General features: G+C 37.6%; 8 protein-coding genes and 1 pseudogene. 6 read left to right on the plus strand and 3 right to left on the minus strand.

Translation table 11 applies throughout. The features are described 5' to 3' along the window. The first annotated feature begins 80 nt into the window (after positions 1 to 80). A pseudogene (locus MKY65_RS01495) lies at positions 81 to 1,873 on the plus strand (S9 family peptidase). 60 nt (positions 1,874 to 1,933) lie between these two features. Here MKY65_RS01495 and MKY65_RS01500 read toward each other — a convergent pair. The 3 genes from MKY65_RS01500 to MKY65_RS01510 form a co-directional block, all read right to left on the minus strand. Further along, entirely contained in the window at positions 1,934 to 2,800 is an 867-nt protein-coding gene (locus tag MKY65_RS01500; protein ID WP_339181663.1) for an IS3 family transposase, read from the minus strand. Continuing rightward, positions 2,764 to 3,327 (minus strand): transposase, encoded by a 564-nt coding sequence (locus MKY65_RS01505; RefSeq protein ID WP_339181665.1) that lies wholly within the window; start codon positions 3,325 to 3,327, stop codon positions 2,764 to 2,766. The genes MKY65_RS01500 and MKY65_RS01505 overlap by 37 nt, the downstream gene beginning before the upstream one ends. 85 nt (positions 3,328 to 3,412) lie before the next feature. After that, positions 3,413 to 4,006: an AAA family ATPase gene (locus MKY65_RS01510; protein ID WP_339181668.1), complete on the minus strand. Its 594-nt coding sequence runs from the start codon at positions 4,004 to 4,006 to the stop codon at positions 3,413 to 3,415. 743 nt (positions 4,007 to 4,749) lie between these two features. Between MKY65_RS01510 and glmS the strand changes: the two genes are divergently transcribed. The 5 genes from glmS to MKY65_RS01535 all read left to right on the plus strand — a co-directional run bounded on the left by glmS (position 4,750) and on the right by MKY65_RS01535 (position 12,107). Further along, on the plus strand, positions 4,750 to 6,552 hold the full coding sequence (gene glmS, locus MKY65_RS01515; RefSeq protein WP_339181671.1) for a glutamine--fructose-6-phosphate transaminase (isomerizing): 1,803 nt from the start codon (positions 4,750 to 4,752) through the stop codon (positions 6,550 to 6,552). A 168-nt stretch (positions 6,553 to 6,720) separates the two neighbouring features. Continuing rightward, a complete protein-coding gene (locus MKY65_RS01520; RefSeq protein ID WP_256708492.1) occupies positions 6,721 to 7,527 on the plus strand; it encodes a hypothetical protein in 807 nt (268 codons plus the stop codon). Positions 7,528 to 7,542: 15 nt separating this feature from the next. After that, entirely contained in the window at positions 7,543 to 8,376 is an 834-nt protein-coding gene (locus MKY65_RS01525; RefSeq protein ID WP_339181675.1) for a TnsA endonuclease N-terminal domain-containing protein, read from the plus strand. Beyond that, the gene (locus MKY65_RS01530; RefSeq protein WP_256708494.1) at positions 8,360 to 10,510 is read left to right on the plus strand and encodes a Mu transposase C-terminal domain-containing protein; all 2,151 of its coding nucleotides are present in this window, start codon (positions 8,360 to 8,362) and stop codon (positions 10,508 to 10,510) included. Before MKY65_RS01525 ends, MKY65_RS01530 begins: the two co-directional genes overlap by 17 nt. Beyond that, complete coding sequence (locus MKY65_RS01535; RefSeq protein ID WP_256708495.1) at positions 10,503 to 12,107, plus strand: ATP-binding protein; 1,605 nt, start codon at positions 10,503 to 10,505, stop codon at positions 12,105 to 12,107. Before MKY65_RS01530 ends, MKY65_RS01535 begins: the two co-directional genes overlap by 8 nt. The last annotated feature ends 12 nt before the right edge of the window (positions 12,108 to 12,119 follow it).

Genomic DNA, 12,119 nt, shown 5'->3' on the forward strand with positions numbered 1-12,119 from the left:
AAGAAAGACCAGAGTGTATGGTGTATTTTATAAATAGTGGTATAATATAGAAAATACAGATAAAAGGGAGTGCGGGCAGAATGATAAGATTTCCTAAACCGAAAGTAGAACAGTTCTTTTATACGTATAGTATCGATCATTTCCAAGTGAGCAAGGATGAAAAAAAGCTGGTATTTTCAACGAACTTAAGCGGTAAACGTAATTTATGGGCATTAGACTTGAGTAAAGAGCATACGTATCCATTTCAGTTTTCTCAAAAGGATGAATCCTCCTCATTTATTCAGTTTGATCCAAATGGGAAGTATGTTTTAACAGCTTTGATGCAGATGGGGATGAAAATTATCACATTTACGCCCTGCCTCCAGAGGGAGGATTACCGCAGCCGCTGATTACGGGAGCAGAGGACGAAAAATACTTGTTTGCACACCTGAGCAAGGACGGAAAACGAATTTATTATAATACCTCTAAAAATAATCCGAGCTTTTTAAACACACATGTGCGCCATCTGGATACAGATAAAGATGAGCTGTTAGCAGAGGGAGAAGGAGCGCCGACTACACTGGCAGGTGTATCGGAAGATGAAGAGACATTAATATACGAAAGCGTGTTTGCGAACACGTATAATAATATATTCATCGAAAAAGGGGAAGAGAAAATCTATCTTACTCCTGATCCGAAAAAAGTGCATGTATCCTATGATCCGGTTTTCACGGATAATCACAGCATTTATTTCCCGACGGATTATGAAGGCGAATATATGTATTTAGCCAAATATGATATGAAACAAGAGGCCTTTTCAAAAGTTCTTGAGCTGGAGGAAGAATCGATTGAAACCGTAAAATATGATAAATCATCCGATTCATTGTATGTAGTGACAGAAAAGGGTGTTGTCGATAAGTTTTATCAGTATAAAGTAAAATCAGGAGAGCTGAAAGAAATCACAAAGCCTTTTGATTTAATTGATCAGGTGACTGTAACAGAATCAGGGGCAGTTTATCTCCTTGGAGGATCCGCAGTAAAGCCGGATAACATTTATCGTCTGACAAATGGTAAAAAATGGGAGCAGCTCACAGATAATCGTGTTCTGGGTGTGTCGGAAGAGGAGCTTGTGGATCCTGAAATTGTGACATATGCTTCGTTTGACGGGATGGAAATCGAATCACTTCTGTTCAGGGCAAAACCGGAAAATGCAAATGGGTATACTGTGTTTTGGCCACATGGCGGGCCACAGGCAGCAGAACGGAAATTTTTCCGTGCGATGTTCCAAAGCATTCTCAATCGCGGCTATCATATTTTCGCACCAAACTTTCGCGGGAGTACAGGCTATGGTTCCTCTTTTGTGAAACTCGTCGAGCAGGATTGGGGGCATGGACCGCGCCTCGATAATGTGGAAGGCATCAAATGGCTGTTTGATCAAAAGATTACGGACCCTGATCATCTATTCTTAGTAGGAGGAAGCTATGGAGGCTACATGGCGCTTCTCCTGCATGAGCGGCATCCAGAATATTTTAAAGCAGTGATTGATATCTTTGGCCCGTCCGACTTATTTACCTTCGTCAATTCTGTACCGGCGGATTGGAAGCCGATTATGGAAAGATGGCTTGGCGATCCAGAGCGTGATAAGGAGCGTTTTGTGACTGATTCTCCAGTGACTTATTTGGAAACCATGACAAAGCCGATGCTGGTTATCCAAGGTGCAAAAGATCCGCGTGTGGTGAAGGAAGAATCAGATCAAATTGTCCAAAAGCTACAGGATAAAGGCCGCGATGTGGAGTACCTGGTGCTGGAGGATGAAGGTCATGGATTCTCTAAAAAAGAGAATGAGATTAAAGTTTATAAGCGGATGTTAGATTTTATGGAAAAGCATAAGTAGAAAAAACATCAGTGAAGCTGCGAATGGGATAGGTGGTTACCCCTAAAAGTTAGAGTTGTGTTATGCAGCTGATTGGCTGGATTGAGTTCGATATTCGACTGGACTCAATCCAGCCAATTTTTCTTTTGCTCTTTCATGATTATACCAATAGATATATTCTTCAATCTGTTGTTTTAATTCTTCATAACTTACCAATTCTTCTCCATGGTACATTTCTTGCTTTAAAATACCGAAGAAATTCTCCATCGAAGCGTTATCTGCACAGGTTGCTTTGCGTGACATGCTTTGGAATACTTTATTTTCTTTTAAAGTCTTCACCCATTGGTTGTGTTGATAATGCCAGCCTTGATCGGAATGAAGCGTGGTACGGTAGGTTGCCCGATTCTTTAGGATCTCCATCGTTTCTTTTAAAGGTTCCATGACAAGATCTAACGTTGGTCGCTTCTTGATTTCATACGCAATAATTTCTCCGTTGTAAAGGTCAAGAATTGGATTTAAATATAATTTCTCTTCTCCAAGACATTTGAATTCTGTAATATCTGTTACTAGTTTTTGAAGAGAAATAGGTGTGTCAAAACGGCGGGATATTCGATTTTTCGTCACTTTACCAACCTTTCCCTTATAGGAATTATATTTGCGGGATTTCCGCATAAATTTCACACATTTTAAACCTAATTCTCGCATAATGCGATACACTTTTTTATGATTAATTTCATGCCCTAATTTCTTTAATTCTTTCGTGATACGTTTATAACCATAGCGTTCATGAAACTTTTTAAACAGGAATATAATAAGTTCTTTTATTGCTGTATCCGTGTCTTCTCTGCCAAAATGCTTTACGTGATAATGGTAGGTTGCTTCAGGAATACCTACCACACAGAGGACATCTTTTAATCGGAATCCTTCTTCTTTGAGTTCGAATGCCACCTTTGCTTGTGCTTTTCGTGGAAGGCATTCGGATCCTCCCGAAAAGCTCTCAACTTTTTTAGGTATGCATTTTCTAGTCGCAGTAATTCATTCTCGCGTTCTAATTCTTCTTCGCGTGTTAATTTCTTTTCTTCCTTTTTCTTCTGTTTATTCGGTTTTTTAGACATAGAAGGTCGCCCCTTTGATCTTGGTTTCAGGCCTTCTATTCCTTGTTCACGAAATGCTTTCATCCAGCGTACAATTAAGGAATGGTTGTTCAAATGAAATCGAACAGCAGTTTCTTGATAAGAAGCACCTGTTTCTAACATAAATTGTACCGCATCTAATTTAAATTGAACAGAATACTCCTCCTTCGTCTTTCTTCGTTTCAATCCACCCATTCCCTGTGATTTATAGGAGCTTACCCAATTTTTTATTGGACTAGGGCTAGACATATTATATTTTTTTGCCAACGATATATATCCAAGGTTCCCATACAAATACTCAGTGACCAATTTTATTTTAAATTCTTCATTATATTTGGCCATAAAAACACCCCCAAAAATTAGATTTTTCTACTCTAACTTTCGGGGGTCGGTACCATAGCTTTGCTGATGTTTTTTTATTTATACATTATCGAATATGTCTTATCTGTGTTGTTATCCGGTCCAATCGCTTTTTTAGATTGGAGCGGTTATCTTCTTGTAATACTACATTGGCTTTTGCTGCAAGGATTTCTACAACGCCGTCAATGGATATATGGTCTGTTTGTATTTTTATTCCAAATGCTTCATCAGCTAAACGTGTTATACATCGGTCCATTTGTCTGAAGCCCCATGAATTCTTTCTTTCCAGCCGTTTCTTTAACCGGCGTTCAAGGACTTCTTTTGATGCGGATAAAACGAACGGATATAATTGGATTTCTTCTGATTCCAAACTTCCGGTAATTTCTTCAAAATAAAGTTTATCTGTGATTGTCATTGGAATAATAATTGGCTCTTTATCATTTTCAGCAATATACTTTATAATCTTGTGATTAAATTCTCTCCACATTTTATAATCTTGAAAGTCATGCTTTTTTAACTTGTCAGGCAAATTCTGATTTAGGAAGAAACCAATATTTTCTGGATCGTACACGAAGGAATTTTCCAATCTTCTATGAAGCTCATACGCTGTTTGTGTTTTTCCTGCTCCAAAAGCACCGTTGATCCAAATGATTTTTGTCATGGGGAAGCTCCTTTTGTCAGGTGAGGTTTTAAAATTTTCTTTAAAGCCTTTTCATTTGTTTTTCATTATATCACTCTGCTTCATCCCTCTTCAAACCTTCTCCCATCCACTTCTGTAAGGTGGATACCTCCCGTCACTTGTGGATATTCTGCAACATTTTAGAAGGATTTCATAAACTATCTTATCGGAAAGCAAGAAAAAGGTTGACCTTGAATACGACTTTCCGATAGAATATAGAAAGTTCTTGTTTTCCAAATGAAAGAAGTCCGTTTAACAAGAGCAAATAAAAGGAGAGAGGAGCAGAGAAACACGAAAGGAAACTATAATAACAAGCGCCAGGACTATTCTACGGACGGTCAGGAAGAATAGTTGACGAGGTCGGGGGTTATCGAATTATTCGGCGGGTGCCTCCCAGCTGTCCATCGCAGCTGCTGCTTTATCTTTAAACCATCAGGGTGACTTGATGAACAAAGAGATAAAGAATGATGTCTATAAAGGAAGTTTAAAAAGTCTCCAAATAATAAGCGGCGAATCTCTGCGTTGACGTTTTTTTTCCGATACTCACGTATCAAAAAGCATACGCTGCGTTCGTAAAAAAGACGTCGCCTTGATCTTCTTGCTTCTAATTTGGCAACTTTTTACACACGTATTTATAAAACTAACACGAGAAAGGGGCAGAACAAGGCCCCTTCGCTTCGAATCGGTCTTTTGTCTCTGCCCCTTCAAACAAGGAGGAAATCGACATGTGCGGAATCGTCGGTTACATTGGACAAAATGATACGAAAGAAATTTTATTAACAGGCTTGGAAAAATTAGAATATCGCGGATATGACTCTGCAGGTATTGCGACTTTAGGGGAAGACGGCGTACACGTAACAAAGGTAAAAGGACGTATCGCAGCGTTACGCGAAGAAGTAGATAACAGCAAGGATGCGACTATTGGTATCGGTCATACGCGTTGGGCGACGCATGGTGTGCCAAGTGTGCAAAACGCTCATCCACATCAGAGCTCAACAGAACGTTTTACCATTGTGCATAATGGGGTTATTGAAAACTATGTAGACCTGAAGAAGGAATATCTGGCAGATGTTGACTTTGTGAGTGAAACAGACACAGAGGTTATCGTACAGCTTATTGAAAAACTTTATGAAAAACATAAAAATACCAAAAAAGCATTTGGTGAAGCAATGAGCCTGCTGAAAGGTTCTTATGCTATCGGTCTGATTGATGCAGAAGATCAGGAAACTTTATATGTATCCAAAAATAAAAGCCCGCTGCTGGTTGGTTTAGGCGAAGGTTTTAACCTGATTGCCAGCGATGCTATGGCGACGTTGAAAGAAACAAACGAATACTTGGAAATCTATGATAAAGAAATTGTTCTTGTCAACCGCAGCTTTGTAGAAGTGCAGACATTAGATGGAGAAGTCATCAACCGAGAGCCATTTACAGCGGAAATCGATGCAAGTGATACAGAAAAAGGAACATACCCTCATTTCATGCTGAAAGAGATCGATGAACAGCCAATTGTGATGCGCAATATTATTCGTGAATATCAGAATGAAAAAGGCGAATTAAAGTTAGAAAAAAATATTCGTAAAGCCATGCAAAAAGCAGATCGCATATATATTATTGCAGCAGGAACGAGCTATCATGCCGGATTAGTTGGAAAAGAGTTTCTAGAAAAACTTTCTAATATTCCTGTAGAAGTACATGTTGCAAGTGAATTTTCCTATAACATGCCGCTGCTATCTGAAAAACCTTTATTTATCTTTATTTCTCAAAGTGGGGAAACTGCAGATAGCCGTGCCGTATTAGTTAAAATCAAAGAATTAGGACATCCAGCACTGACATTAACAAATGTGCCTGGATCAACCCTTTCTCGTGAAGCAGATTATACCTTGCCTTTACATGCTGGACCAGAAATTGCTGTTGCTTCCACAAAAGCGTATACAGCACAAATTGCTGTTTTAGCGGTTCTTGCAGTAGATACAGCAAGGGTAAAAGGTATTAAATTAGATTTTGATCCATTACAGGAGCTGGCTATCGTAGCGAATGCAATGGAAATCATTACGAACCAAAAAGAAGAGCTGGAGCAGTTAGCAAGAGATTATTTTGCGACAACACGCAATGCTTTCTTTATTGGCCGCAGTACAGATTATCATGTTGCGCAAGAAGCAGCATTGAAGCTGAAAGAAATCTCCTATATTCAAGCAGAAGGCTTTGCTGGAGGAGAGCTGAAGCATGGTACCATCGCATTGATTGAGGATGGTACGCCAGTTATTGCTTTAACTACACAAGAAAATGTAAACTATTCTATTCGTGGAAACGTGCAGGAAGTGGTTGCACGCGGGGCAAATGCACTTATTATCAGCTCAAAAGGCTTAGAGCAGGATGAGGATGCTTTTGTACTGCCGGCAGTGCATGAGCTGTTGACTCCATTGGTAAGTGTGATTCCAATGCAGCTTCTGGCTTATTATGCAGCGTTGCACCGTGACTGTGATGTCGATAAACCACGGAATTTGGCCAAGAGTGTTACGGTGGAATAAAAAGAACATTCGTAAGGATTAGTTTGTTGAGTGACAATAAAGTCGTTTAATTACAAATAAAGTTGTTTAATTTACAATAAAGATGTTTAAAAAACACGCGTTATCGATTATAATTAATGTAATCGAACGTGTGTTTTTTATTGCATTAAAATATGAGGTGATAAATACGTGGCTAATGCTAAATACAGGATCAAAAGAAGAAAAAATGCTTTGAAGGAGCTAAATGAGCTAGTAGAAAGACACTCTAATCTATTAATTATCCATTACTCTTGCGAAAGTTTTTATAATATTAAAGATGGGAGAACGCCACGTATTACATCTATTGCAGTAAGGTATTTCAATACAGGACAAACTATTTCCTTTTCAATTCATAAAGTGGCGGAGAAACAAGGTAAATTGAATAGCATTGAAGATCACTATAATGAATTAGAAAAATCCATGTTAGATGAATTTTATCAATTTGTTTCAACTCATATCAACTTTAAATGGATCCATTGGAATATGAGAGATATTAATTTTGGATTTGAGGCCATTAACCATCGGTATAGCGTTCTTGGTGGAACGCCTTCTATTATCCATGACAATAATAAGTATGACTTGGCTAGAAAAATGGTTGATATTTATGGAACCTACATTAAAGAACATCCAAGATTTGAAAAATTAATTGAAAAAAATAACATAACCAAGAAGGATTTTCTCAGTGGTGCAGCTGAGGCGGAAGCATTTGAAAATAAGGAGTTCGTAAAGCTTCACCAATCAACATTAAGAAAGGTGGATATACTGCATATTATTGTTGAAAGAATTATTGAAAATAACTTAGAAACCGATGCTACTTTAAGAGAAATCTATGGTTTTACTCCACAAGGGTTGTATGAATTAATGAAGGAAAATTGGGGGTATAATCTTTTGATATTCCTTTTAGGAGCTGTACTCTCGGGAGTAGTTGGATATATAATTACCTTTTTATTAATGTAGAAGGAGGTTGCTAATATGCCTAAACGCCAAACAGGTTGGACTGAAAAGAAAATAGCTCGTTATTATAAAGAAGGTCGTGGCCAAGGAGAATTAGGAAATTATAAGCCTTGGATAACGATTCAAGATGTTCCGTCCAGTGGTCGCGCTCATCGAGACATCGGTTGGAAAACAGAACGTGAGCATCATCTTTTATCTGATCTTGAATACAACTATTTTTGCTTACTTGATTGGTCAGATAATGTAATAGATATTAGAGAGCAGTTTCCCATCAATAGGGAAATCACCACAAAAATTGCTGAAGACATGAACATTACGCACCCCATAGAATCTACAACACAGACCCCGATCGTAATGACAACAGATTTTCTTATTACATTACGGTATGATTCAAAAGTTAAGTATATTGCCAGAACTATTAAACCAGAAAAAGAGCTTAATAGTTCTGGAGTTATTGAAAAATTTGAAATTGAACGTGCATATTGGGAAAATCAAGATGTTGATTGGGCTATTGTAACAGAAAAAGATCTTCCCAAAACAATAATTGAAAATATAAAATGGCTGCGATCTTCTTATATACTCGCTGACACTACAGATAGTAGCTTTATATCTATCCTTGTAGAAAGACTAAAAACAGGTAACGGAACAATTTTAAATGCTTTAAAAGAGTTTGATGAACACTATCACCTTGAAAAGGGAACAGCTTTAGCCCTTTACCGTCACTCTATTGCGAAAAAGTTAGTCAAACTAGATATGACACAAAAGTTTGATTTAACTTCTGACCTATCAACTATTAAGGTATTATCTCTGATCCCGAAGAAGAGAGGTGGGCTACATGAATTTCTTTATTAATGAAATTCTACAGGATGTTACGAATGATAAAATATCCCGTATTTTGTGGATAGATGATAACAATACGATAGCTTATATCATTGATTTAAACGACGATAAGGCACTTCCTGTTAAACGAATGATCTTAGAAATAAGGGAAGAGATTGTTACTGGAAGTCTAATTAAACTTAAAGAGGATCCCTTCATCGTTAATACCATTGAAGAATACACGCAGAAGCACATTGATTCTCGTGATCAAGCATGGCAAATCATTAAAGAAATGGTTCTAGACGAGCCTGGGATTTATGAAAAAAATATAAGAGCTACCTATATAAAAAAAACAAGAGAGACCTATGGTGTTTCTTACCCTACTGTAAGAAAGTATTTGTGCAAATACTGGCAAAGGGGGAAAACAATTAATGCTCTTTTACCAGACTATCAAAACTCAGGAGCTAAAGGTAAGGAAAGAACTTCTGGAACAAAAAAGAGAGGTAGACCTCCGAAATATGCGGCGACAGGTGTTAATGTAGATGAAAAAACAAAGAAATTGTTTCGTGTTGCCCTTGAAAAATATTATTTAACCTCCAAAGAAAATAGATTAACTGATGCTTATAAAATGATGGTAAAAGAATTTTATGCAAAGGATATTTACTATGAAAATGGTATTGAGAAGGTGATTATTCAAGACGAAGAAAAAATGCCTAGTATTCGCCAATTCCGTTACTGGTATGAGAAAGAATATACTGTACCGGAATCACTGAATGCTCGAAAAGGAAGGAAAAAATACAATAAAGATCACCGAGCTGTGTTAGGCTCCTCACTTTCAGAAGTGTTTGGACCTGGATCCCGTTATCAGATTGACGCAACGATTGGGGACGTGTACTTAATTTCAAAACACAATCCAAACTGGATAATTGGACGTCCTGTGATCTACTTAGTGATGGATGTTTTCAGTCGTATGGTTGTAGGTAATTATATAGGCTTGGAAGGCCCATCTTGGATTGGCGCTATGATGGCTTTAGCAAATACAGTAATGGATAAACAGGAATTTTGCGCCCAGTATGGCATTGAAATATCGAAAGATGATTGGCCTTGTGAGCACTTACCTGAAATACTATTGGCAGATAGGGGTGAATTTGAAGGTTTTAATGTAGAACGTTTAATCGAGGCATTTAATCTTCATGTTGAGAATGCTGCACCATATCGTGCTGACTGGAAAGGAGTAGTTGAAAAGCATTTTGATTTGATTCAGATGAAAGTTAAGCCAATGCTTCCTGGTTATGTAGATAAAGATTTTCAAGAGCGTGGTACAAGGGATTATCGTTTAGATGCAGTTTTGACATTAGATGAATTTACAAAAATTATTATAAAGCAAATTTTATACTACAATCAAAAGCACTATTTGAAAGATTACGTACGTGATGAGGATTTAGTTCATGATGATGTATTGCCTATTCCACTTAAACTTTGGAATTGGGGAATGGAAAATCGGACGGGCAAACTCAAGTATTTTCCAGAGGACATTGTAAAGTTACATTTAATGCCAAGAGAAACCGCAACTGTTACGTATAAAGGTATCCGAATGAAGGGGATTTATTACAGTTGTGAACGGGCAGTAAAAGGGTTATGGTTTGAAACTGCTAGACAAAAAGGATCATGGAAAGTTGAGATTGCATATGACCCAAGGGATATGTCTATTGCCTATTGGATTGATAGTTATTCCAATGAATATGATAAATGCTTTATGCTTGAACCATCTAAACGATATGAACATTCAAGTTTAGAGGAAGTAATGTATCTAGTGGAAAAAGAAAAACAATTAGCCCAAAGTGTGAGTCACCAGCAACTGCAAAAAGACGTTGATTATATAGCTGAGGTAGAATCGATCGTAGCTAATGCTTCTAAAAGAAAAGAGAAATTAAAAGATCAAACATTAAGCAAAGCGGAGAAAGTAGGGAGTATAAAGGAGCACCGCAGAAATGAAAAGCGAAGTCTGAAATCTGAAGAGGCTTTTCAACTGGAAAAAGACAAAGAAGAACAAATGAAAGAAACGGAAATACTCTCTTTTCAATCCAATAAAGAAAACAATCAAGACTTTTCAAGGCCGAATGTAAGGGAGTTATTTAATAGAAGAAAGGAAGAAAGGGATGAGTGAAGAACAGCGGTTAGTCAGTGCTGAAGTAGCTAATTATAGACAGCAGCAAGTAATTGATTTCAAGGGTAATCAACTAATCGAAGCATTGCCTAATATTTTATCTCCGGAAGAAGCCTTTGATGCACTCAGTTATTATCCTAATTATGATGAACAAGAGAGGTTCCTACCTACTCATATTCGTTACCATGCTATACCGAGACTTAACCGTTTCTTTCAACCGGTTATGCAGCATTTGGACTTAGAGCAACGCTTTTCTCGTCTATTAAGGCATGGGTATATAAGTCGAAACCCGTTAACTCCTGAATTTACTAAAAGCCTTGCGACTGGGCATCAACAGTTACACGGATTAGAAACAAAAAACGATATACGTTCTACTGCATCAAGTATGACATTAATGGGGTTTTCAGGAATAGGGAAAACAACAGCGATTGAGCGAGTCCTATCATTATATCCACAATTAATTATACACAAGCACCCTTTAAATATTACCCAGGTTGTCTGGTTGAAGTTAAATTGTCCTCACGACGGTTCACTGAAATCATTGTGTATGGACTTTTTCTTGAAAATGGATCAACTTCTAGGATCAAATTATTATGAACGATTCGGAAGTAGAAGAAACTCCATCAGTTCGATGGTAACAAGGATGGGGCAAATTGCTAGATTGCATTGTGTAGGAGCCCTTGTAATAGATGAGATTCAACATTTACTGGCAACTCGGGATAATAACTCGGAAAAAATGATGAATTTCTTTGTAACCCTTGTTAACGAAATTGGAATACCTGTCATGATGATTGGAACGATGCGTGCTAAAAGCGTTCTACAGCAGGACTTTAGGCAAGCCAGAAGAGGCAGTGGTCAGGGTGATATGGTGTGGCAGCAAATGGAGAAAAATGATGATTGGGATTTGCTGATTGAAAGCATGTGGGAGTATCAATGGCTTCAAAACAAAGTCGAGTTGACAGATGAACTTAATAAAGCGATTTATGAAGAGAGCCAAGGCATTATTGATATTGCCGTAAAACTTTTTGCTTTATCGCAAGGGAGAGCTATTGAAACGGGGGTAGAAACAATAACACCTTTACTTATAAGTAAAGTAGCTAAAGATGACCTTAAGCTAGTACAGCCAATGTTAAAGGCACTAAAAGATGGTCAATTGTCTGAACTGGAGAGGTATGAAGATATTATGCCAATGGACATTGCTGATTATTTGAAACATCACGAGTCTAAAATTGATTTGCGTGCGTCCATTCAAAAGAAAAAGGAACAAATAGCGAATAATCGAAAAGAGCAAAAAACGTCATTGATTAAAAAAGTGATACTAACGTTAATCAACCTAAATATCGAACCTTCACTTGCCGAAAAATATGCAGTCAAAGCCATCAATGAATTGCCCGGCAGTGCTGAAGCTGAAGTTACTGGACGAGCATTACAAATGTTCACAGAGAAGAAAGAGACAAAGAAAACCAAAAGAGATAACCCTAAGAAGAACGAATTACAATTGATAATAGATAAAGGAAAAAGGAATCAGAAATCAGTTTATGAATCTTTAAAAGAAGCTGGTTTCATCAAATCGCCACTGGATGATTTTGCAATCTAAGGGGGAAAACAA

The sequence above is a fragment of the Oceanobacillus sp. FSL W7-1293 genome (assembly GCF_037969815.1).
GTDB classification, from domain to species: Bacteria; Bacillota; Bacilli; order Bacillales; family Amphibacillaceae; genus Oceanobacillus; species Oceanobacillus oncorhynchi.

What these genes read in the sequence shown, in the direction of transcription:
- MKY65_RS01535 (WP_256708495.1), top strand. Translation starts at nt 10,503, where the DNA reads ATGAGTGAAGAACAGCGGTTAGTCAGTGCTGAAGTAGCTAATTATAGA.
- glmS (WP_339181671.1), top strand. Translation starts at nt 4,750, where the DNA reads ATGTGCGGAATCGTCGGTTACATTGGACAAAATGATACGAAAGAAATT.
- MKY65_RS01505 (WP_339181665.1), bottom strand. Translation starts at nt 3,327, where the DNA reads ATGGCCAAATATAATGAAGAATTTAAAATAAAATTGGTCACTGAGTAT.
- MKY65_RS01530 (WP_256708494.1), top strand. Translation starts at nt 8,360, where the DNA reads ATGAATTTCTTTATTAATGAAATTCTACAGGATGTTACGAATGATAAA.
- MKY65_RS01525 (WP_339181675.1), top strand. Translation starts at nt 7,543, where the DNA reads ATGCCTAAACGCCAAACAGGTTGGACTGAAAAGAAAATAGCTCGTTAT.
- MKY65_RS01510 (WP_339181668.1), bottom strand. Translation starts at nt 4,006, where the DNA reads ATGACAAAAATCATTTGGATCAACGGTGCTTTTGGAGCAGGAAAAACA.